The following is a 22,276-nucleotide window of genomic DNA, read 5'->3' as shown; positions in this document are numbered from 1 at the left end:
GATAGGGTAACTTTTTACGCTTCCGAATTTGCTTCTACCTGTTTGACCTGTTTAGCACCCGGAATAACCACTGTTACGTCTGAATTCTTAATGTACCACGCCAGAACAATTTGTGCAATCGTAGCATGATATTTATCAGCAATTGGCTGTATTTTTTGGACTTGTTGCACAATCTGAGTAAAGCGATCTCCACGAAAGTCTGGATTCATATGGCGAATATCATCAGACGCAAACGAAACTGTTTCAGAATATTTACCAGTCAACAATCCAGAAGCCAGTGGAAAGTATGGGACAAATGAAATTTGATTAGCCCTCAAATATGGCATTAATTCCTTTTCAGCCTCCCGATGAAGTAAGCTATACTGATTTTCAACAATATCAACTAAGCCATCTTGATTTGCTTCTTTAATTTGTTGCAAATTAACATTTGAAAGTCCAATCGCTTTAATTTTACCTTCTTTTCTTTTCTCATCAAGAGCTTTAACAGCTTCGTTTAAAGGTGTTTTGCCATCTGGAAAATGAATATAAAAAATGTCAATGTAGTTTGTATCAAGTCGTTTCAATGCATCTTCTACTGCCTGTTTCAAAAACTCAGGTGAATTATCCAATCGATCTGGATGCCCTGGAGTTTGAGCCGCTTTGGTCGCAATCACAATTTTCTTACGATCATAATCCTGAATGGCCTGACCAATCAGTTCCTCTGAGCGACCGAACCCATAAGCATAGGCAGTGTCTAAGAAATTTACACCATGATTCAAAGCAGTTTTAACAATTTGGACACCTACATGATCACCCAAATCAGGAAACAAGTTATGCCCACCAACTGCATTTGTACCTAAGCCAATCGGAGTTGCCATCACATCTGTTTTACCAATTTTTACTTTTTCTACCATTATTTGCCTCCTCATATTTTATTACCATACCCCATTTTGAACGCTCATGATTAAAATTGCATATAATTTGGCTTAAAATTAAAAAAACTACGAATGAACAGGATTATCCCGCATTCGTAGCTAAGTCTTCGCTTAAATTTTTTTCTGACGCCATGACCGGTACCTGACGAGTCTGCATGTTAGGTAATGTGGCATAGTCATTCCACAAAAAGTCATTCATGGCTTCAAAGACCATCGGATTATGATTCAAGCTGCAGTGATAACCATCTTCGCCAGTAACCAAAAGCTCCCGATAATCCTTCAATACACCATGCAGCAAATATTTGACAGAACGCGCTGAATTCACTGAAACAAAACAGTCATTATCAAAATAGCCTTCTACTTTACCCACGACATTAAACAACTGTACGCCCTTTGGGAAGTGGTCACGATACTGAAGCATTCGTTTGAAATGTTTCGTCTGGTGAACTGGCCGATGATCCATTTTTAAAATTTCAGCAACAGGTTTAGCATGTAAAAAACCACGTAACCCGTTGAAAGGCCCCGCAATTGTAACCAACTTTTTTAGTTTGGGAACCCGCAAATCATCCCCGTATAACAAGGCTTCGTTAACGAGGTCATTGCTTCCAAGAGAATGTCCGACACCATTATATTCCATAATATTAAATTCACGTTTTAGCAGGATCAATAAGCTATGTAACCAATTAATTTGGACAAATTCTGGTGCCCGATTATTTTCAAAAAGGACCTGAATAATCGGATTTTTAGCATGCACATTTTCAGAACCCGTAATTGAAATCCTGCCATAACGCGTGATGGTTGCCGTCATAATCTGCTGCGCCCAACCCGCATGTTGTGCCGCTGAAATCATATGACCTGTCGAGCTCACGCCACCATTGAAACCATGCACAAAAATGGTCGCTGCGTTCATTTATATCCCCCATTTATTTTCAAAATTCACTCATAAACATTTTATAATAACATCGCTTATTCTACTATTTTTTGTAAGTAAAGGAAAGATTTAGGCCAACCAACCCTACTTAATCCAAAACGGCCGTTGCGTGACCTTAAAATGCAAGTCAAACCTCTGCTTTTGAATGTTCTCTCCATTAACTTGTCCGTTCTCTAGTAGATTTGTACTTAAATGCAGCGTTTCGGCTCGAAAATGGTGAACAATCGGTGATTTAAGGTGATTCCCTGTCGTGAGCATTTCAACAAAAAGCTTTATAAAACGAAGTACGCCAATTTTTTCTACAACTACCAAATCGAGCTTGCCATCATGTAAATTTGCAGTCGGCATAATGGGAACGCCTCCGCCAAAATATTTAATATTTGTTGTGGTGACTAAAAAAGCCTTTGAAAATTGTTGCTTGGCTTGTGCCGTCTCCACCGATAACCGAAATCCTTTTTGGTTAAAAAATGCCTTAATTAAGGAAAAAACATAAGCGCTGGATTGCAGGTGATATTTCTTTAAATGCTCTTTTTGCCCTGCGTTAGCCGCATGTACGACTGCTGCATCAAAACCAATGCCAACATTGTTCGTGAATAGTGTTTCATGTGAATCCAGCCGATTTTTATACACACCCACATCCAAGCTAGTTGGTGCTTGAACTTCAAGTAGGCGTAAAAGTGCCGCCAAAGGTTGTGTCGGTAAGTTAATTCCCCGTGCGAAATCATTTCCTGAACCAGCTGGAATATATCCTAACGGTATCTGATCGCCACCACCTTGATGCAGTCCGTTCAAAACTTCGTGTAACGTACCATCACCACCAACTGCGACAACTACCCAATTTTTCTCGAATTTATGCTGCAACGCAAAACTGCGTGCCAGCTGAATGCCATGTCCAGGATGCGTCGTCATGAGCACACTGTAGTTCACTTTTTGTTCCTTCAATTGAACTTCAATTTTGGGCCAAATTTTCTTAGCCTGACCAGCTCCTGCAAATGGATTAACGATCATCATAAATGTGGGTCGTGTACTGGGCATTCTCATCCCTCCTAGCCAAAAAGCTTATTACGCTACAGTTTACCATATGAAAATGGCAAAAAACTAGGCAGAATGTGTCTGTCACCACTTTTTCACAAAAAAACGACTGAGACATACACTCCCAGTCGCCATGCGCTATTTTTGGTCTACCCAGTGATTTAAAAAGGTCTCAATTGTCTGATGATACTTCTTCGGATCGTGCTTTCGCGAAGCCACATGATCCACTCCTGAAACACGGTGGCTTTCTTTGGGTAACTGTTTTGCTAGTGAAGCCTTAATTTCAGCCATCATTTCAATTGGTACGTAACGATCCGCATCCCCATGAATCATGAGCACTGGAATCTTAATATTGGCCGCCTGATGGGCAATATCTGCTTCCTTTAAGGAATAACCACCGGTCACGCTTGTCATTAAACTGACAAATGTACTTAAAAATGGGGGTAAATAATAGTGGTGCCCAAGGCGATAACTGAATTCTTTTTGGGCTGAACTGAACCCACTATCCTCTACTACAGCGACAACATTATCAGGCAGGTCTGCTTCACCAGCTGTAGCCAGGACGGTTGCTGCTCCCATGCTTATCCCAAATAAGACAATCTTCTGTGGTGTTTTGCTCCGCGCGTTCACTTCTTTAATCCATTTGATGTAATCTCTACGATCAAGCCACCCGAAACCGATGATGTTGCCATCACTAATCCCATGTCCGCGGGCATCTGGCATTAAAACGTTGTATCCCAAATCCATAAACAATTTGGCATAAGGAATCATTTGTTCATGCGCATGATGATAGCCGTGTGCTAAAATCACCGTCTTACGACTATTATTATTAAGATACGTTGCCGCTAAGTGGATGCCATCCTCAGCCCGAATAAACCAAGTTTGCTTAATTAATTGTTTGTACCAGTTGTAGCTATCCGGAGTATTGTCTTTAACACGTGCGTTACGAATTGCCCGTCGTTTTTGCGACTTAGAACTTCTGATCCCCATCTGGTAGCTTACTAAGCTACTTATACCCAAACTTGCAGCTACCCCAATCAACGATATGCCAGCCACTTTCAGTATCTTTTGTGCACGCACATCATCATCTCCTTAAAAATTTTAAAGTTTACTTGTACAATATTTATTCCAATTTATTGGTTTGTTAATTTCATTATATCTTAGAATATTGACGAAAACATGAAGAAGACTCGTTTTATTGAATCCGCTACCAATCCATTGTAACAAAACAAAAGGCTCCTTTGCAAAAGGAGTCTTGTTTATAAAAAAACTAAAATTTTTTAAGTTTAATATTCATTACAAGTGTGAATCCATACAGTCCCACAATACCAATCAGCAAAGTGATAACACCCGTTGCAAATGAAATTTGACTATTTGCAATTGCGTGCCCATATTGCCCGGACACAATGGAAATTCCGTTAACATACGTGGTTGGTAAAAATGCTGCAATTCGTTGCAAAGGTTCAACTACCGTCGTTACTAAAATAAGACCCAAGGTTAACAGTAAAATAACGAATAATGCAGCCAGCCGGTTTCTAACTAAAATTACAATAAAATAAGTGATTTCCACTATGAAAACAATTGCTAATCCCTGCAAAATCAACGAAGGTAAGATAAGTTTCGAAATGTTTTGAAGCAGCATCTTTCCCGATCCGATTGCATAGGACAAATATGGGTAATTCAAGGCTCCAATTCCAGACATGACAGTTCCAGCGATAAATGCAATCAATTCGGTAAGTATCCACAAGACAATGGCAAAAAAACTACCACTCAAAATATTTTGAGTAGTTATCGTCACTTTAGAAATGGGTAGTAACTTATTCTTATTTAATTTACCTTCAAACGCATCTCCGTAAACCTGTACCAAAACAAAAGTGATCGCTAATACCAATAAATACGGTAGAATTGTTTTTGATACCCAGACACTGTAGCCGATTCCTTGTGTCGGAAAATCATCATCTTGTTTCTCAAGATTTTTTGAAGCCAAATCTTGATAAATAAGGCGATCTCGTTTCATTGCATTAATAAGCCCAGAACCGCTGCCTTTACTAGTCTGTGCCACAGTTAAATCCTCTTGAATTTGACGAACCTTTTGTTGGTAGGCTACTCGCCACTGATGCTGATGAGATAACATGATGATCGTTTGATTGATCTTAATATCTTTTTTCTCGTTGGCAATATTTGCTAAATCTAGTTTTCTATCACTGACTGTTAGCTTCTTTCTCTTCAAATCATTTTGTGAATCTCGTAATGCCTGTTTTCCCTGACGGATATTGTCTTTGGCATCCACTATGTAACTATTTGCAGCCTTATTATTCACATTAAACGCTAAACAAACTAACACCATGACAATTAAAATGATCAATGGAATAAAATTGAATTTATTTTTCAAAATTTTCCGATTCAAGTAGCTTCTATAGCTCATGCATTTTTCACCACCATTGTATTATTTTCCAAAAAAAGCTCATAATCACAAATTGATTCAAGATCCTCTTTATAATGGGATGAAATTACAATCATTTTGTCGTTATCTCTCAGTTGTTTAATTTTTGAAAATAATTTGTCACGATTCCCCTCGTCAAGACCATTGGTGATCTCATCCATCAACATATATTTAGCATCACTAACTTCATATAGTCCAATGAGCAGTCGCTGTTTCATGCCCAAAGAATAATTTTTAATTGGTAACTTGATATAATCAATCATTTGCCAATCTTGAATCAAGTTTTTTATATCAATCGAAGAACCCCAGATCTGTTTAATAAACAATAAATAATCTAAACCACTTAAATTATCGTCAAACCAGTTAGACGATTCAAAATAAAATATTTTTTGTAGTTGTTTGCCAATTGGTAGACCGTCAATCTGATACTTTCCGTAAACCGATGGGATTAATTGCATAACAGACCTAAAGAAAGTCGTTTTACCGGAACCATTAGGAGCTATTAGACCATAAACTTTGTGTGGTTGAAATTCAAAATTAAAATTAGCGAGAATTGGTTGTCGCGTTTTGATTGTTACATTTTGGATAGATAACATTTTTAGTTTTTTCCTTCTTCTTACAATTTTATTTTCTTCGTCTCCGCTTTTGAACAAACAACCACACAAAAGTAAACAAGTCCAAACCCACGTACATCAGTATTGACCACCTGATGATGTAGTTGTATTGACTAGTTTCAGTGGCAATTAGACTTAACATAGCCACAGGAAAGAATAAATAATTAATAAAATAAAACCATTTTGTGTATTTCTCTTTAGAACGATTCATGTGAATCCTTTTTTCATGTATATCTTCAATTTTGCGATTTTTTCTCAAACTATGGATAATGGTTTCAATGCAAAAAGTCAGTAAATATATCGACATATAACCAAAATCTATTAATTCAATCAAGTAGTGTCCCATATTCACGCCCCATGTGATTAAGCTAAAACTCGAAATCGGAAAAAATAAATATTCTAAAAATCGAAACCATTTTGAGTATTTTTGAAAATTTAAGTTCATGACTACGCTCCTTCCTGGTTACACCAAATAACCATCATTATTTTAGTAAAAACCTACTTATTCCGTTTTAGCCACGTTTATTATCGAACATTTATTTCAAATTAAAAAGAAACCATTAGTTTCCCCCAGGAAATTATTGATTACCTCCTACTACATTTGAAGTTCAATTCACACAACAAAAATAATTCAAACGCGGTATAATTAATAAATTAATCATAACAACTTGGCTAATGGGGGGAAACATAATGCTTGGTGAACAATTAAAAAAGTATCGTGAAAAATCACATCTTTCGCAAACTGAAGTTGCAGACAATTTAGCTCTGACCAGACAAGCCATATCGAGATGGGAAAACAATCGCGCTTATCCAGATATTGATAATTTAATTCGCTTAAGCAAGTTGTATTCAGTAACATTAGATGATTTACTAGCTGAAAATGAAACTCTCAAGAAAAAACTTAATATCAACACTAAAAATATAATAGAAGCCACTAAAAGGCAGACCTTCCTTAACCGTAAAATGTACAATGCTCAAGATGAAAGTATGGAGCTATTAATTCTAGCTATTGTAAGTGCAATTATTCCCATGTTAGGAATCTTTATTCCCATTTATGTGATGTTTCGAAATAATAAGTTTAACAACCTTTTTAGATGGATTTATATAGTTGCTATTATTGTTTTAATGGTCAGCCTAATCAGCACAGGTGCCTGGACATATGACATGTTTTTTACCCACTATCATACCGAAACCACTTTAGTTAATTAGTATACAAATTTGGAATCATTTCGTCAAAAAGGCAATCTTGAACTTCATTTAAGTTAATTATGTAACTTGATTTATCTTAAAGCAACAAACTGTACAGCTACTTTAATTTTTAAATTTCTTCTTCTGGTATTTTGCGGTATACTATTCAAGTAAGCTTTTTGGGCCCTTAGCTCAGTTGGGAGAGCGCTTGCTTCGCATGCAAGAGGTCGACGGTTCAAATCCGTTAGGGTCCACTAATAGAAAAAGACTGATACAGATAGGCGCATTAAACGCTTGCTATGTCAGTCTTTTTTAATAGATCAGCCACGCTTAGTTTGACTACTCAGTAATATAGGCATTAACCCTGCTTACATTATTGAGTAGTAAGCATCAACTTTTTTTATGAAGTTGCAGCAACTCATTTAAATTACATTAAGTTTTATCAGTCATCCAAGCAATCTTCTGTAAACTATGGTAAATTCAGAGTATTCATTTTATAAGGAGGTTGCGTGATGCTTCTCTCGATTGTCATCATTGCCATATTACTATGGAAATTCATAAGTGGGCTCCACAAAGGTTTGGTTATCGAATTACTTTACACAATCGGTTACTTTGCAGTCTTCATTTTTGCCAAAATCTTTTGTAAACCGGTCGCCGAAATTTTTGCAACCACCTTCAACAGTGAACAAAGTTCTGCAAGCAGTTTGGCTGTGATGAGCTCCGTTGCTTTCATGTTTTTAATGATTATCGGTTGGCTTTTAGTCCGACTTATCGCACATTGGTCCCGTTTAATTACATGGATTCCGGTCATCAAACAAGTTAACGGTTTGGCTGGTGGAATCGTCAGTATTGTGATTGCCTATTTCGTAATTTTCATTTTTTTGATTGTTAGCCAATTCTTGCCAAGTGATACCTATCAGGCACAACTTTCAGACTCACAAGTAGCCCAATTTATCATTAAAAAAACGCCCGGGATTTCATCGGATATTTTAAGTAAATATATCTTAAATACCGACGAAACAACCAACACGAATACTATTTCAAACGAGGAAAATTAACCATGAACTATCGAATAATCAAAAAATATATTGCCTCCCATTTGGCTACCCCGACTGCTTCTTTAACTGAGGTCACGGATCCTCAAGCAGGAATTATCTTCAAAAATGGCGATAACAGCTCGTTTTTCTATCTTGACGATAATGACTCAAATAGCTTTTTTGAAAAGCATGGTGAGCTCCAATACAAGCACACCTATGATGCAAACACACACGACTTCACAACCGTAACACTCTAAATTTAAACTATCTGGGGGGGATACAAATGAAAGATCCACTTATTTTCTTAACTATCGCAATCTGTCGTTTTATTTTTTCCTTGTTTGCGATTAGTTCTGTCAGTGGTGCCTTATTCATTGGCTACCGCTTATTTTTAAGGAAAGCACCAAAAGACTCTTAACCCAGCGTTAAGGACCATAAACCAAAGTGGAAGCCGAGGTGCTTTGACTCTGTGCCTACTAGTTGTGTATGCAACTAAAATTGCACCGTCAGTCTGGGAAAATCAAAGGATCATCCTTTGAATCGCTTGATTTTCGTAGCTAAACAGAAAAGTCCGCCATTTTTCACAATTGTGACTATAAAAGTACAAAGACAAACGAGACTGGAATTTTTTCCAATCTCGTTTGTCTTATTTGTATTAATAAAAACTTGGTTTATCTCCATCCGTATTTGGCTTATTCAAGCCCGTTGATGTACGAACATCCTTTTGCGGATTTTGAATTAGTTTCACGACATAATCCGCAACTGATTTGCGAGAAACTTCAGTCCCTTTCATATCATCGTGACGCCCAGTTGTTTCATAGGCCACTTCATCCTTGTTAGTTAACCAGTTTGGCCGAACAATTGTGTAATCTAAGTCGGACGCCTCGATTTCGCTGGCAGCCTTTGCTTGGGTTGGCAAATAACCACTTGGATTTAACATTTGCTTATTCCACTCTCCAAACTTACCTGGAACTTCATCAAACACACCTAAAGTTGAAATCCAGATTAATCGCTTTAATCCCGCATTGTGCATGGCATTCACAATGTGGGGAATCATCTTATCGGTGTCATCAGGACCTAAATTTGCATAAACAAGATCTTGTCCTTTAAGGGCTTTGGTTAATTCTTCCTCATCATTGACATCTCCCACAACAACCGTTTCACGATTCTCATCAACATCTGTTAACTTCTTTGGATGGCGCACAAATAGGGTAAGTTGATCGTCCGTTTCTTTAATTAATTGCTTAGCCGCTAGACGTGCAATGTGCCCTGCTGCTCCCAAAATAATAACCTTACTCATTTATAAAACCCCTTTCTTGTCTTCAACTGTAATTATAATACTTACAATTAAGACTGCAACCATTTACACTTTTTATAACATTGATAAGCATCTAAATTGACGGACGGCACTTGTTTAAGATAAAATTTATATAAATCATAAGGAGGTGCCAAAATGTCGAAAACCAATGATAAGTTAGACGCATTGAAAGACAAAGCCGCTGGTAAGACAAAAGAAACCGCTGGAAAAGTCACAAATGATGACTCTCAAGAATTAAAGGGCAAGGCCCAAAAGAAAAAGGGCAATCTAAAAGACAAGGCAGCCGAGTTAAAAGATAAAGCTGCCGAAGAAATTAACAAAGTCTTAGATCGTGATGATCACAAAGATTAACAAAGTTACTAAATCCCATTGACATCTTAACTACCATAATTTCCCCTCTATGAAAAAAAGATTCGTTGATATTCTCCCCTGTTAAAGGATATCGACGAATCTTTTATTTTTTTACAATTACATATACTTTTTAACCTTTATTAGCGGTTAATGACAGACCCCTTATTTTGCGCTAAAATGAGTTTTTAATACTGATAAAGGAAGTGACACCTGTGACTGTTGCCTACTTACGCAAAACAACCGTTCAGGATTTACCAACCGTTTTAAAGATTATTCAATCCGCACAAGAATTTCTAAAGGATCAAGGCATTGATCAATGGCAAGATGGCTATCCAGCCTTACCGGACCTTGAAGCTGATGTAACTAATCACATGGGATACGTCCTTATAATTGAAGGTCAAATTGCAGGTTATGCTGCTTTACTACTTGGTGCAGATCCCAATTACGCAATCATTCAAGAAGGCACATGGCAAGGAGCTAAAAATGCCAAATATTCAGCCATTCATCGCATTGCAATGTCACCAAACTTTCGTGGACAACATTTATCTGAAAAGATGATTTCTGGTTTACTAACTCTTTCTTATGAATTTGGGTACTCACAAGTCAGAATTGACACACATCCTGACAATAAGTTGATGCAACATCTAATTACCAAGTGTGGTTTCGACTACCGCGGAATTGTCTTAATGGATAATGATCCAAAAGAAATTCGGCGTGCCTACCAATTATTCCTAGTCTAGCTTCAGTGAACTTCAACTAGCTGACCAATGGCAAGCAAATACAAATACCGTTCTTCAACGGGGTGTTTTAAGATATCCGTTAAGGCCGCAGCATACAAATTAAGCTGGCCGGCATAGCGATTAATGATATTTTGCACCCCGTTTTTTGGACTGCCTGGTTGTACATAATCCGTTTTGTAATCAAATAAAACCGCCCGATCTTTCAACTCAACATACCCATCGATAATTCCATGAATAAGAATTTGGGTGTCTTCCGTATCAGAGAAATCTTTAAAACCACTGAACAGTTGTTTAGCTGGCATTAAGAGTGAGAAAGGTACCTCACGATGAACCTTTTCTGGTTCGGCCAACATGAGTTTTCCAAGATCCGAATCAAAAAAACGTAAAATATGCTGAACATTCACTAACTCGGCGACTTCAGGAGTAATGACCCGATCCATTGATAGCTTGCCAATTAAATCTTGAACACTTTTTTCTGTAGGCGGCACATCCAGTGGAATTTCCTGTAACACTAAATGCGTAGCCGTCCCAATTTCTGTTGGTTTAGGCTTAATTGTCGTTTGGAGAAATTTAGGGGTCCCCAAATCATTTGTGACATATCGACTCTGTGTTTTTAACGTTTGATCTTGTTGTACGGTAGATAATGTCATTTCTAAGCTATCTGGATCATCAAATAGTCGTTTTACTTCTGATACTGACTGATAAGCCGTTGTTTGTGTGGCAATTTGATGCGGATATTTGAAGTTCAATACCCGATCAATTTCTTGTGTATTTAAGCTAGTCACATCTAATTCATGGGTAGCTTTTTCAAAGGCTTGCCACCAATCCTTTTGTTCCCCGTCGATTGGCATTCCTGTAACATTCTGAAGTTCAGATTTTGTTTGAAATTTAACTTCAAACTGAGTCGTATCCGTCTTTAAATCCGGCAAGGTAACCTGGTCTACGTCAGTTTCGCTAAATTGTGGATGCCGAACCAAAGCTTCTCCAATCCAATCCAAGAAATTATTGGTATTTAAACGCGTGGCTTCTGTCAGCAACAAACTTGAACTTTGAGCAGCTGTCTGCCACTTTTTTAATAACTTTTCTTTAGAATCACACGCTCCCACGATGATGAGTCGTTGTTGAGCCCGCGTCAAAGCCACATAAAGTTGTCGCATTTCTTCAGCTAAACTATTGCGTTTAATATGGTCCGTAATCGCCAACTTTTGTGGCGTATCCACTTGAATCCGGATTTCAGGGTCCAAATAAGTGATTCCAATCCCTTCTTTGGAATCAAGCACATATTTTCCCTTCTGTGAATCTGTATTAAATTTATGGGAAGCATCCATCAAAACTACGACTGGAAACTCCAATCCCTTACTTCCATGAATTGTCATGACCTGAACGGCCGCTTCATCACTATGAATGGGGACTTCCGCTAAATCCTTACTGCGCTTTTGCATGCGCTCAATAAAGCGAACAAACTGAAACAAGCCTTTAAAACTACTTTTCTCATAGCTTCTCGCCCGATCATATAAAGCATTCAAATTAGCTTGTCGTTGTTGCCCAGCTGGCATACCACCGACATAGTCTAAAAAACCTGTTTCTTCATAAATGGTCCAAATTAGTGTTGCCAACTGGTTTTGATTGGCAATGTCTTGAAAGTGGGTTAATTGCGCTAGAAAACGATCAACCTTTTCGAAAACTTTTAATTGAAAGGCTTGAGTTTGATTGGCATCAAACTGGCGATGAAAATCTAATACCGCCTGAAAATAGTTACCCGTCCGATTATTAATACGCAAAAAGGCTAATTCATTTTCATCTAAGCCCACAATTGGTGAGCGTAGCACCGCAACCAAAGGGATATCCTGATAAGGATTATCAATAATCTTTAATAACGACATCATGATGGCAATTTCTGTAGTTTGAAAATAATTCTGCGCATCATTAACAACAACCGGGATCCCCATTCGTTTAAACAAAGCCACAATTGTCAAATTATTTTTCCTAGTTGGTGTTAACAAAACGACATCCCCATAGGTTAACAGACGCTGCTGCTTTAAATGACGATCATAGATTAAAGTTTTCTCTTCGATGAGTTCCTTAATTCGACGCCCTGCAATTGCGACTTGCCCTCGCGATTTATCATCAATTTCAAATGTCCCCGGCTTAGCTTCTTCTTTTGGTTGCGTATCTTCTTGATCGTCATCATCATAGATGAGAATTTCCGTTTCTTTTGAGGCTTCCTGTGGATAATAAGTGGCTCCATACACCAGCTTGGCATCTTCATCATAGGGGATTTCACCCAACTTTCGATCCATAAGTTGTTCAAAAATTAAATTTGTGAAATCATCCACATTTCGAACTGAACGGAAATTTTTCGACAAAATAATCCGTTCATCGTCGATATCACTGGATTGATAAGCCCGGTCTTTACTGATAAAAAGATGTGGATCAGCTAAACGGAAAGCATAAATGGACTGCTTAACATCCCCCACCATAAACATGTTCCCTGGTTGTTCTTGCGCCACACTGGTTAAAATAGCTTCTTGAAGTGGATTAATGTCCTGGTACTCATCCACGATAATTTCTGCAAACTGTTTTTGGTAAGCTTTACGAGCACTTTTGGACTCGACTGAACTGCCATTCAGAATTTGCATGGCAAAGTGTTCCAAATCACTAAAATCAAGAATTTGCCGGTGCCGTTTTTCTTTTGCGTATGCATCCATAAACGCGTTGGTGACTTTGCAAAGCTCTGTAACTAAAGCTTCTGAATGCTGCAACACTTGTGTCAGTTGACTTTTATCTAAGCTAAAATATTTTTGTGTCAGCTCTTGCAGTTGCATCTTGTAGCCATCCTTGTGTGTGGAATCGCCACGAACATCCTTCATTTGGGCTTTAAAGGCTTTTACCTCATCGTTACGCTTACCGCCCTTCACTGGCGCAAATTCAAGTGCCTGGAGTTTTCCGCGCAGCACATTCCAGTCCGTCAAACCATTTTTTAGAATTTCTTCTATTTGTTGGTGATCACTAGCTAGAATCGGACTAAATTTTTCGAGATCCTCAGATCCATTTTGAATTGCTGTTTGCAAACTCTGAACGCCTTCTAAAGCACCTTGCAGAGTTGTCTTGACGATGGGCAAAATTTGTTGTTGATAAAATGCCGTTTTGTCTAAATCTGAATCGATATGATACTTTTCTGGTAACTTAGCTAACCAACCTTTAGGATCCGAAGTCGCATTGGCGAAATCATATAAGCGCAACATAAGATCCGTAAACCCATCATCGCTACGATCATTAGAGAAATTAGCTGTAAGTTGTGCAAAAATCTCGCCATCTTTTTCATACAAGGATTCACGAAGATCATTCCATACCTCTTCCCGTAACAAAATTCCCTCTGTTTCATCTGTCAAAATGCGGAAAATCGGATCGAGATCAATGACATAATAGTAGCGTCTAATAATTGCCAAACAAAAAGCATGGATGGTACTAATATTTGCCGTGTTAAGCTTCGTTAATTGTGAAATCAAATGACGTTGTTGTTCAGAATCTTTTTCTACTCTAATCTGTTGGTTAATTGCTGTCTGAATTCGATCTCGCATTTCTTTCGCTGCGGCATCGGTAAACGTTACAACTAAAAGTTTATCTACATCAGTCCCTTGTAAAACTTTTTGGATGACCCGTTCAACCAGTACAGAAGTTTTTCCTGACCCCGCAGAAGCCGAGACAAGCACATTGTGACCGCCGTGACTAATTGCATGTTGTTGATCAGGGGTAAAACTAGTTTTGCTCATGCTTGTCATCTTCTTCCTTTAAAATTTCGAGTACTTCTTTCGCACTTAAATTAGCTAATTTATGATAATTATTCTCAGGTAACATTTCATCAAACTGCATAATTTCTTTGTAAGGAGAATATTGTAAAGCCGTATGTGTATCTGGCCAGCGTGCTGGATTCAATGCCACTTCACCCGCAAAAATACGGCGACTAGCTTCCACAATTTTGCGCTCTGCATGCTTAATCAAGCGTTCCAAATCTGTTTGCGTCACAATACGATTATCATAAGAAGTGTACTTGCCACTCTTGGTCTTTTTAAAGGGATAAACCAAGGAAGCACCCGAATCTAACTGAACGTCTAAATTATCTAACAACTCAGGGTCACTTAGTAAAATACCTTTGTACTTCGTTTGTTTTAATAACTCTTTTTGAATCGCATCCGGTGCCATAGTGCCCAATTTATTCACATTCACCGTCGGATTTTGTAAGTGCATGTATAATGCTCCTGACAGAAGCGGTGATACAGCACTTTGATCAATCAATGAAATATTTTGTTTCAAAGCATCAATGTATGTCAACATTTGCATGGCCAAGCCGTAGTAAACATCCCGGAAATTAAAATCGTGCACACTAGACTTGTAATCTACAATTCCGAAATACTTGCGCGCACCACCATCTTCTGAAGTTAAATTAAGTTCATCAATACGATCGATCTTTCCTCGTACCCGAACTTTATGGTGATCAGAGACGTTGAAATCTAAGGACTTTAATCCCACTTCCGAGCCCACTTGGCCAAAGAGGACTTCTGTTTTAATCGGCCGCATTTTGGAGCTAGCACTTTGTAATAAGAAAATTTTGAGCATTTGCTTCAGGGTTTGATTAAGCTGATTATTAATATAGTGCATACGATTTGAACTACTTAAAATTTCAAATTGCGGCTGTTCCTTTACCTGCTTGACGACCTCAGTCAAAAGGTTGTCCATTTCCGATTCCGACAGCTTACCAATATCCAGATGCTCTTGCGTCACTAACTTCACAAAGTGATCCAATGCCATATGAAAGTATTCACCGGTACTAGCTGGCGACAACTCAAAAACATCTCGTTCTTGTAATTTCAAGCCATACTTCAAGAAATAGGCGTATTCATTTTGATAAAATTCCTCAAGCTTTGAAATTGAAGTATTGATCGTATTTCCATAAAGTTCACCCACAATTTCAGGATGTAACTTCACAGGCACATTTTGGTAATTTAAACTGGCAAAAACCCGTTTAGTCAATGGCCCGAGCTGGGCGTCTTGATTTAAAACTCGATAAATATAACGCCACTCAGGTGTCACCATCTTTTGAATACTTTTGCTGTCACGACTCACCTGTAACAAATGACTCAAAGTACTTCGTTTGGATCCCAAAAATTCTCGTGTATCCTCTTTAGTAACTTGTGGGCGATCAAAGTATGTCGGCATTTCAATATTGAAATGCGTCTGAATTTCTTGAACGTAAGGAGATAATTGCAGTTCACTCCCGTTACTGTCATTCATAGCGTATGAGAAATGAATTTCCTGACAACCGGACAAAAAAGCCACATAATTTAAATATCGTTCAAATCGTGCTTGGGCACTGTTATCATTTGAAAAGAATTGTTCATCATTTAGGACTGGTTGTAACGTGGCACAATCATCGTCTGTTAAAATTCCTTGATCAATAAACCGTTCTGGCATGACCGTGTCATTTGCTCCTATGATAAACGTGTACTTGCGATCGTTCATCTGTGCCATCCCAGTTTCTGAGACTAATACTTGATCTAGCGTTGAAGGAATCAAGGAATAAGTGGCACCTTCAAATCCGGCATCTAATAGTGAGGTGAAATTAGCAATCGTAAATTCTCGATTACCCAAAATGGCCACATATTCGTCTAACATGTCACAAAAAGTTTGCCAGGTTTGTTCAGGTTGCGCGCCCTTAGCTAAATCACCAGCATTTACTGCCTCATCTCGCCAATTTTTTAAGCGGTCATCAACGCCTTGATTAATCAGAAATTGATACAAAACAGTAACGGCTTCCTTACCGGTTGTTGCTTGGTCTAAAGCTTTAAAAAATGGTGGTAAAATTTTGCGAATATAATTGCGAATGATATTAATCTGCTCTGTGATCGCCAAGTCTCGGTCCGTTTGCATGCCAAAATCGCTCGTGTTAAAACGTAAATACTGCCAATCTTGTTTTTGAAGCCATTTTCCACCTTCGTACCCATTTTTCAAAATGAGATTTTCTGTTAAATTCAAAGCTTGTCGGAATGCCTGAATTGACATAGGCTGATTATCAATTTTAGGAATTAATAATTCTGTTTTTAGTAATTTCATCATATCCTGATACCGATAATAATGAGCTTTGACATCAAACAGTGCTTCAATTAAAGCCACAAACGGGTGATCTTTCATTGAAATTTGTAAATCATTAAAATGAGGAATCTCATATTCATTTAAAACGGGATCAAGGACAGTCTCATAACTATCCAAATGACGCGTTAAAATTAAAAAGTCGTGATAGTGAATTGTGCGATCATCTGCAACCAACTGCCTAATTTTGCGGGCCACCTGTTCCATTTCAGTACGTCGACTATCTGTCTGGATCACTTGAATACTGTTATTATCAAGTAATGCCTCCGGTTGGGTCGGCACCATATTAGATGACTTAATCCAAAAATCTTCCAATTTAACAAGATCATCGGTCACCCGCATCTGCTTTGCAAAGCGATCCGTTTGAATTGGAACGTGATGTTGTTTTGCAAATTGATATAACAAATAATACGTCTTCCCGGATTCATAAAAAATATTCTCGGGTTCCGGCAACGCATCATAGTATGGTCGATCAATTGTCAAACTCATTGTGACCGCATGAGCGTGTTGAATAAGTACCTGGACCAACTTCATTTCCTGTGCCGTAAAAGACGAAAAACCGTCCAAAAAGAAGGCCGTTTGACTCAAGTCTTGACTATCAAGATATTCGCAGAGTGCTCGCATCAACGTATTGTTGTCAACGTAATTCCCTAACATTTCTTCTTCAAAAGCAGTGTAAATAATGGCTAAATCATGCATTTTGGCGGTTAAATCAACCGTAGCATTTTCATCCGTGCGGATCTCCTGAGCCATTGTTTCAAAATCTTCAGCCGTAATTTGACCCTTTTGTAACTCATTAAATTGACTAGCTAATTGTTGAATAAACCCAGGTTGCGTCTGTTCACCATTGAAAACAGTTAGTTCCTCTTGATGCTCTAAAATAATCCGATCAATCAGCATCCCAACGCCTGCTTTTGAAAGGCGCGGAATTTGATAAACCGGTTCGTTTTTCATAAAATACCAGGCTAAACGAGAAAATGAAAATACTTGCAACGCACTCTGCGCATAAGTAGTCTCGTTTTGCCGATGTTGTTTACGAAGCGCATTTAAAACCGTCAACTCTGATTGAAACTTAATATGATTAGGTACAAGATAATAGACTTGCGAAATTTTTTCATCTTGCAAAGTTTTATCCACTTCATCGATCATTGTTTGTCGTTCATCACGACTTGCTTTACCTAAAACAAATTTTAGCGCCATAACTACCTCCTGTGGAAAAGATACGCACACACGTTCGCTTTGTTTTATTATACCTGAATTTTCAATTTTTTACCCCCCAATACCAATAGATTGATTTTTAAATTGTTTTTCACTAAGGGCTTGGTAGATCACTTGCGCGACTGCTACCGGACGGATTGCTTTTGCCTGCTGCATGGACTGTCCTTCGTCAAATAATTGGTAATTGGTCGTCGTATTTTGATCGATAACACTTGGTCGCAAAATAGTGTAGGGAATTTCTGATTCATCCACTAACTTTCCGGCGTATTGTTGCTGCTTAATGAATTCACCAAAATCATGCGATACCGCTGTAATCTTTTCGCTAGGAAACTCATTATTTACACCAGCCACCGAACAAAACACAATTTTTTCTAAACGAATGCCATGACCCTCAATGGCATCCATGACCGCATCTAAAATGTAATCCACATCCCAGCCTGCCACATTAATAACCAAGACATCATTCTCGGAAATTATTGGCGCTAGGCTTTCTGCATCCGTTAAATTTATAGGTTGGACTTTTTCAAAGCCTTCCGGTACAGCTTCTTTTGTCTCAATGAAGGTAAACTGGTATTGTGAATCTAATTTTTGTTGGCACAATTTCCAAAAAGCTCTTCCAATGGGACTGTTCACGCCCATGACTAAAACTCGTTTCATAAGTCTATACTCCCCGTTCATAATTGATATTTCCATTATAAAACGAACGTTGGAAAATTGCTGTGCTATAATCAATGCAACTTAATAACAATAGGAAGTGATGTTGGTGACTGATAAGAAAACACAGGTTCGTCGCCATTTGATTGCGCTTGATCACGAATATGTGGCTGCAGCCGGACGCGTAACTAAATTCGACTTAGTGGTCGATCATGCTAAAAATGCCACCGTTTGGGATGTGGACCAGAATCGCTACATAGATTTTCTAGCCAGCGCCTCGGCAGTTAATGTGGGACATGGCAATGCGCACGTCGTTCAAGCTATTCAAGACCAAGCTGCCAAACTTGTTCATTATATTTCAGGCTATTTTTATCATGAACCAGCCATCCAATTGGCTAAGCGCTTGGCTTTACTTGCGCCAGGTCGTTCAGCCAAAAAGGTCTCTTTTAGTACTTCTGGCTCCGAGGCCGCCGAAGGAATCATAAAATTTGCACGTAGCTATACTAAACGGCCTATCGTTATAACTTTCCAAAACTCATGGCATGGTACAACTTTAGGAGCTGCCAGCTTATCGGCGATTGATCCCAACATGCATCGTGGCATTGGGCCACTAGTCCCTGATATTTACCATCTGCCATTTCCAGATCCACAAAAAATAATTTCTGGTGAGTCCTTAACCCACTTTTCGAATCGTTACTTAAATGAACTTCAGGATTTGTTTAAACATGACATACCGGCTGACCAAGTAGCCGCCATTTTAATCGAACCTATTCAAGGAGATGCGGGCATCATTATGCCACCCCAAGCATATATGCACGGGCTTTACCAGCTTTGCCATGAAAATGGTATTCTCTTTTGTACGGATGAAATTAACCAAGGATTTGGTCGCAGCGGTAAAATGTGGTCAATTGATCATTTTAATCTTGAGCCGGATCTCATGGCAGTAGGTAAATCACTTGCCTCTGGTATGCCACTTTCAGCAGTTATTGGCAAAGCCGCTATTATGGACGCCCTTGCCTCACCTGCTAATGCCACTACGACAGCTGCCAATCCAATTTGCTGTGCAGCAAGTTTAGCCACACTAGATGAGATTCAAAATTTGCATTTGGTTGAACGCTCACGCGAACTTGGTGCGTTTGCGAAAATTCAATTTCTAAAACTACAACAAGAATTCCCAATCATTAAGCAGGTTCGTATGATTGGCCTCAATGGCGGCATTGAATTTGCTCCTAACCAAGCTGAATTTGTAACACAATTAAGTGAATACTGCTTCGAACACGGTCTTATTATCATCTCAACCATGGACCATATTCTTAGATTTCAACCACCGCTAGTCATCACAAAAACCGAATTAATGGCAGGTATTCAAATTATTCGTCAAGCTCTTCAACAGTTAAGCTAGCTGAATGATAAAAATAGCTATCATCTCAATTTTTAGCTGCCAGTCTGGCCAATTCAGTGCTTTTTTGAATTGCGATTTAACTTCATTTAAGTTAAATATCACCAAGATGTAGTTTTTCTAGTTGTTAATCTTTTTTCCTTGTGCTAAACTAACGACACACAATTTAATAGCACTTACCTGTATAATGTCATAATATGGTTGATAAGTTTCTACCCGACACCTTAAATGTTGGACTATAGGCGAATAGTGTTTTTGATAAACTCTTTATTTGGTTTTTCCTAAACAGTAGACGACAGACTTATGCAGGCCACAACAATCACGTTGTGACCTGTTTTTAGTTCCATATTTTCATTTATACAGCTAAGTAGCAGAAAGGGAGCACTAATTTGAAGTCTATTGAAGCTGAAACCACACCTACATCTATCCAATCTGTCAAAACCATTTCACAACCTAAGGCCGCATTACTAGGATTGCAACATCTTCTAGCTATGTATTCTGGAGACGTGCTCGTTCCCTTACTCATTGGTGGATATTTACATTTTACTGCTGCTCAAATGACCTATCTCGTCTCAATCGATATCTTCATGTGTGGGATCGCAACGCTCCTACAACTGAAGCGTACCGCTTTAACCGGAATTGGCCTCCCCGTTGTGTTAGGCTGTGCCGTTCAAGCCGTTCAGCCTTTACAAAACATTGGTGGCACCTTAGGTATTGGCGCTATGTATGGCGCCATTATGTGCGCCGGATTGTTTGTTTTCCTAATTAGTGGTCTTTTTTCAAAAATTAAAAACCTCTTTCCACCAGTTGTGACAGGCTCTCTTATTACTATTATTGGGTTCACGTTAATTCCTGTCGCTTTTCAAAATCTCGGCGGTGGTACCGTCACCTCTAAGTCCTTTGGAGATCCACGAAACCTTATCATCGGGTTCGCAACCGTCTTAATCATTGTAGCCATTAATATTTGGGGCAAAGGCTTTTTACATTCAATTGCCATTTTAATCGGTATTTTGGCAGGTACCTTGATTGCTGGAGCCATGGGCATGGTTTCCTTAAGTCCTGTCGCGCAAGCCAGTTGGTTTCATTTACCACAGCCCTTCTACTTCGGTACCCCCACATTTCATGGTTCCGCAATCGTTACAATGATTATGGTTTCTTTAACCACCATGATCGAATCTACCGGTGTTTTCTTCGCTTTGGGTGATCTAACCGGCAAAAAAATCGAAGAAGACGACTTAAAACGTGGCTATCGCGCCGAAGGTATCGCTGCTATGTTAGGTGGTTTGTTCAATACGTTCCCCTATTCCACTTTTTCAGAAAATGTCGGTGTTTTACAGCTATCAGGTGTCAAAACGCGAAAACCAATTTACTATTCTGCTTTCTTCCTAATTTTATTAGGCCTTCTTCCTAAAGCTGGCGCGGTTGCGACCATCATTCCAGATCCTGTTTTAGGTGGTGCCATGATTGTCATGTTTGGTATTGTTGGTGCCCAAGGCGTCAAGATTCTTCAACAAGTTAATTTCTCAGAAGATAAAAATATCTTAATCACCTCTCTTTCAATTGGGATGGGACTTGGCGTCACTGTTTATCCTCAAATCTTTCAATTTTTACCAGCTGCTGCTCGCATGTTGCTTACGAATGGTATTGTCGTGGCCAGCATTGTAGCCGTACTTTTAAATCTTCTTTTTAACGGCCTTCATGGTGAAACAAAATCTGAAGTTAAAAAAGCTCACTAAATTTAGGCAATAAAAAACCACTAGTCACGGAAATTATTTCCCGATGACTAGTGGTTTTTATTTCAATTCGAAAAATTAAACAACCTGGCGATTAAATGGATCACTGCTAATGCCCTTTTCAAGAATGGCCTTTGACCACTCTTTAGCTGAGAATAGGGAATGGTCACGATAGTTCCCACAACTGTACTTGTCAGTTCCTTGAACATCTTTCCATTCGATCTTATCTGCAATTTCTTCTAAAGAACTCTTCAAAGCTTTGGCAACCTCTTCAGTAGAATGCTCGCCCCAAGTGATTAAATGAAAACCAGTGCGGCAACCGAACGGTGAACAATCAATCACACCGTCCAAACGATCACGCAATAAACCAGCTAATAAATGTTCAATAGTGTGTAAACCAGCCGTTGGAATGGCATTTTGATTTGGTTGAACTAATCGCAAATCATAGTTCGAAATCTTATCACCTTTTGCACCATTTTCAACTGTAATTAAACGAACGTAAGGTGCTTTAACCTTTGTATGATCCAATGTAAAACTTTCAACTTTTGCCATAATTT

19 protein-coding genes, 1 tRNA gene and 1 riboswitch are annotated in these 22,276 nt (G+C 38.6%); of the genes, 9 read left to right on the top strand and 11 right to left on the bottom strand.

The window, feature by feature from the left end:
* Window positions 1–14: 14 nt before the first annotated feature.
* From IV80_RS05705 to IV80_RS05680, 6 genes are all read right to left on the bottom strand, one after another.
* Window positions 15–893 carry an aldo/keto reductase gene (locus IV80_RS05705; RefSeq protein ID WP_057750808.1) on the bottom strand — a complete coding sequence of 293 codons (879 nt, stop codon included), beginning with the start codon at window positions 891–893 and terminating at the stop codon, window positions 15–17.
* Window positions 894–996: 103 nt separating this feature from the next.
* Window positions 997–1,824: an alpha/beta hydrolase gene (locus IV80_RS05700; protein ID WP_057750805.1), complete on the bottom strand. Its 828-nt coding sequence runs from the start codon at window positions 1,822–1,824 to the stop codon at window positions 997–999.
* Between the two features lie 105 nt (window positions 1,825–1,929).
* Window positions 1,930–2,880 (bottom strand): diacylglycerol/lipid kinase family protein, encoded by a 951-nt coding sequence (locus IV80_RS05695; RefSeq protein ID WP_057750802.1) that lies wholly within the window; start codon window positions 2,878–2,880, stop codon window positions 1,930–1,932.
* Between the two features lie 135 nt (window positions 2,881–3,015).
* Window positions 3,016–3,957 (bottom strand): alpha/beta hydrolase, encoded by a 942-nt coding sequence (locus IV80_RS05690; RefSeq protein ID WP_057750798.1) that lies wholly within the window; start codon window positions 3,955–3,957, stop codon window positions 3,016–3,018.
* Window positions 3,958–4,147: 190 nt separating this feature from the next.
* Window positions 4,148–5,302: a hypothetical protein gene (locus IV80_RS05685; RefSeq protein WP_057750795.1), complete on the bottom strand. Its 1,155-nt coding sequence runs from the start codon at window positions 5,300–5,302 to the stop codon at window positions 4,148–4,150.
* Entirely contained in the window at window positions 5,299–5,916 is a 618-nt protein-coding gene (locus IV80_RS05680) for an ATP-binding cassette domain-containing protein (protein WP_057750792.1), read from the bottom strand. Before IV80_RS05680 ends, IV80_RS05685 begins: the two co-directional genes overlap by 4 nt.
* Before the next feature lie 708 nt (window positions 5,917–6,624).
* Here IV80_RS05680 and IV80_RS05670 point away from each other — a divergent pair.
* From IV80_RS05670 to IV80_RS10240, 5 genes are all read left to right on the top strand, one after another.
* Window positions 6,625–7,143, top strand: a complete 519-nt coding sequence (locus tag IV80_RS05670) for a helix-turn-helix domain-containing protein (RefSeq protein ID WP_057750787.1) — start codon at window positions 6,625–6,627, stop codon at window positions 7,141–7,143.
* Between the two features lie 160 nt (window positions 7,144–7,303).
* Window positions 7,304–7,376: transfer RNA gene (locus IV80_RS05665), tRNA-Ala, on the top strand.
* A 258-nt stretch (window positions 7,377–7,634) separates the two neighbouring features.
* Window positions 7,635–8,180, top strand: coding sequence for a CvpA family protein (locus IV80_RS05660; RefSeq protein ID WP_057750784.1), 546 nt, complete (start codon window positions 7,635–7,637; stop codon window positions 8,178–8,180).
* A 2-nt stretch (window positions 8,181–8,182) separates the two neighbouring features.
* Window positions 8,183–8,416, top strand: a complete 234-nt coding sequence (locus IV80_RS05655) for a hypothetical protein (RefSeq protein ID WP_057750781.1) — start codon at window positions 8,183–8,185, stop codon at window positions 8,414–8,416.
* A 26-nt stretch (window positions 8,417–8,442) separates the two neighbouring features.
* Window positions 8,443–8,577: a hypothetical protein gene (locus IV80_RS10240; RefSeq protein ID WP_261763747.1), complete on the top strand. Its 135-nt coding sequence runs from the start codon at window positions 8,443–8,445 to the stop codon at window positions 8,575–8,577.
* 237 nt (window positions 8,578–8,814) lie between these two features.
* Here the strand turns inward: IV80_RS10240 and IV80_RS05650 are convergent, their stop codons facing one another.
* Window positions 8,815–9,459 (bottom strand): NAD(P)H-binding protein, encoded by a 645-nt coding sequence (locus IV80_RS05650; protein ID WP_057750780.1) that lies wholly within the window; start codon window positions 9,457–9,459, stop codon window positions 8,815–8,817.
* A gap of 153 nt (window positions 9,460–9,612) precedes the next feature.
* On the opposite strand from IV80_RS05650, the gene IV80_RS05645 reads away from it, so the two are divergent.
* Both IV80_RS05645 and IV80_RS05640 read left to right on the top strand, forming a co-directional pair.
* Entirely contained in the window at window positions 9,613–9,828 is a 216-nt protein-coding gene (locus IV80_RS05645) for a CsbD family protein (RefSeq protein WP_057750777.1), read from the top strand.
* A 212-nt stretch (window positions 9,829–10,040) separates the two neighbouring features.
* Complete coding sequence (locus tag IV80_RS05640) at window positions 10,041–10,568, top strand: GNAT family N-acetyltransferase (RefSeq protein WP_057750774.1); 528 nt, start codon at window positions 10,041–10,043, stop codon at window positions 10,566–10,568.
* A 2-nt stretch (window positions 10,569–10,570) separates the two neighbouring features.
* On the opposite strand, the gene addA is transcribed toward IV80_RS05640, so the two are convergent.
* The 3 genes from addA to IV80_RS05625 form a co-directional block, all read right to left on the bottom strand.
* Window positions 10,571–14,341 carry a helicase-exonuclease AddAB subunit AddA gene (gene addA, locus IV80_RS05635; RefSeq protein WP_057750771.1) on the bottom strand — a complete coding sequence of 1,257 codons (3,771 nt, stop codon included), beginning with the start codon at window positions 14,339–14,341 and terminating at the stop codon, window positions 10,571–10,573.
* The gene (locus tag IV80_RS05630) at window positions 14,328–17,915 is read right to left on the bottom strand and encodes a PD-(D/E)XK nuclease family protein (RefSeq protein ID WP_057750768.1); all 3,588 of its coding nucleotides are present in this window, start codon (window positions 17,913–17,915) and stop codon (window positions 14,328–14,330) included. Before IV80_RS05630 ends, addA begins: the two co-directional genes overlap by 14 nt.
* A 69-nt stretch (window positions 17,916–17,984) precedes the next feature.
* Window positions 17,985–18,590: an SDR family oxidoreductase gene (locus tag IV80_RS05625; protein WP_057750765.1), complete on the bottom strand. Its 606-nt coding sequence runs from the start codon at window positions 18,588–18,590 to the stop codon at window positions 17,985–17,987.
* Window positions 18,591–18,696: 106 nt separating this feature from the next.
* On the opposite strand from IV80_RS05625, the gene IV80_RS05620 reads away from it, so the two are divergent.
* Together IV80_RS05620 and IV80_RS05615 are read left to right on the top strand one after the other, a co-directional pair.
* On the top strand, window positions 18,697–19,989 hold the full coding sequence (locus IV80_RS05620) for an aminotransferase class III-fold pyridoxal phosphate-dependent enzyme (RefSeq protein WP_236699577.1): 1,293 nt from the start codon (window positions 18,697–18,699) through the stop codon (window positions 19,987–19,989).
* A 157-nt stretch (window positions 19,990–20,146) separates the two neighbouring features.
* A riboswitch (purine riboswitch) is annotated at window positions 20,147–20,245 on the top strand.
* A 166-nt stretch (window positions 20,246–20,411) separates the two neighbouring features.
* Window positions 20,412–21,722 carry a nucleobase:cation symporter-2 family protein gene (locus tag IV80_RS05615; RefSeq protein WP_307723481.1) on the top strand — a complete coding sequence of 437 codons (1,311 nt, stop codon included), beginning with the start codon at window positions 20,412–20,414 and terminating at the stop codon, window positions 21,720–21,722.
* Window positions 21,723–21,797: 75 nt separating this feature from the next.
* Here the strand turns inward: IV80_RS05615 and IV80_RS05610 are convergent, their stop codons facing one another.
* Window positions 21,798–22,271 carry an S-ribosylhomocysteine lyase gene (locus IV80_RS05610; RefSeq protein ID WP_057750755.1) on the bottom strand — a complete coding sequence of 158 codons (474 nt, stop codon included), beginning with the start codon at window positions 22,269–22,271 and terminating at the stop codon, window positions 21,798–21,800.
* Between the last annotated feature and the right edge of the window lie 5 nt (window positions 22,272–22,276).

The organism is Pediococcus cellicola (assembly GCF_001438655.1).
GTDB classification, from domain to species: Bacteria; Bacillota; Bacilli; order Lactobacillales; family Lactobacillaceae; genus Pediococcus; species Pediococcus cellicola.
This window is presented reverse-complemented; position numbering and strand designations above follow the sequence as displayed.

What these genes read in the sequence shown, in the direction of transcription:
- IV80_RS05660 (WP_057750784.1), top strand. Translation starts at nt 7,635, where the DNA reads ATGCTTCTCTCGATTGTCATCATTGCCATATTACTATGGAAATTCATA.
- IV80_RS05670 (WP_057750787.1), top strand. Translation starts at nt 6,625, where the DNA reads ATGCTTGGTGAACAATTAAAAAAGTATCGTGAAAAATCACATCTTTCG.
- IV80_RS05610 (WP_057750755.1), bottom strand. Translation starts at nt 22,271, where the DNA reads ATGGCAAAAGTTGAAAGTTTTACATTGGATCATACAAAGGTTAAAGCA.
- IV80_RS05625 (WP_057750765.1), bottom strand. Translation starts at nt 18,590, where the DNA reads ATGAAACGAGTTTTAGTCATGGGCGTGAACAGTCCCATTGGAAGAGCT.
- IV80_RS05695 (WP_057750802.1), bottom strand. Translation starts at nt 2,880, where the DNA reads ATGCCCAGTACACGACCCACATTTATGATGATCGTTAATCCATTTGCA.
- IV80_RS05650 (WP_057750780.1), bottom strand. Translation starts at nt 9,459, where the DNA reads ATGAGTAAGGTTATTATTTTGGGAGCAGCAGGGCACATTGCACGTCTA.
- IV80_RS05700 (WP_057750805.1), bottom strand. Translation starts at nt 1,824, where the DNA reads ATGAACGCAGCGACCATTTTTGTGCATGGTTTCAATGGTGGCGTGAGC.
- IV80_RS05685 (WP_057750795.1), bottom strand. Translation starts at nt 5,302, where the DNA reads ATGAGCTATAGAAGCTACTTGAATCGGAAAATTTTGAAAAATAAATTC.
- IV80_RS05680 (WP_057750792.1), bottom strand. Translation starts at nt 5,916, where the DNA reads ATGTTATCTATCCAAAATGTAACAATCAAAACGCGACAACCAATTCTC.
- IV80_RS05630 (WP_057750768.1), bottom strand. Translation starts at nt 17,915, where the DNA reads ATGGCGCTAAAATTTGTTTTAGGTAAAGCAAGTCGTGATGAACGACAA.
- IV80_RS10240 (WP_261763747.1), top strand. Translation starts at nt 8,443, where the DNA reads ATGAAAGATCCACTTATTTTCTTAACTATCGCAATCTGTCGTTTTATT.
- IV80_RS05655 (WP_057750781.1), top strand. Translation starts at nt 8,183, where the DNA reads ATGAACTATCGAATAATCAAAAAATATATTGCCTCCCATTTGGCTACC.
- addA (WP_057750771.1), bottom strand. Translation starts at nt 14,341, where the DNA reads ATGAGCAAAACTAGTTTTACCCCTGATCAACAACATGCAATTAGTCAC.
- IV80_RS05645 (WP_057750777.1), top strand. Translation starts at nt 9,613, where the DNA reads ATGTCGAAAACCAATGATAAGTTAGACGCATTGAAAGACAAAGCCGCT.
- IV80_RS05705 (WP_057750808.1), bottom strand. Translation starts at nt 893, where the DNA reads ATGGTAGAAAAAGTAAAAATTGGTAAAACAGATGTGATGGCAACTCCG.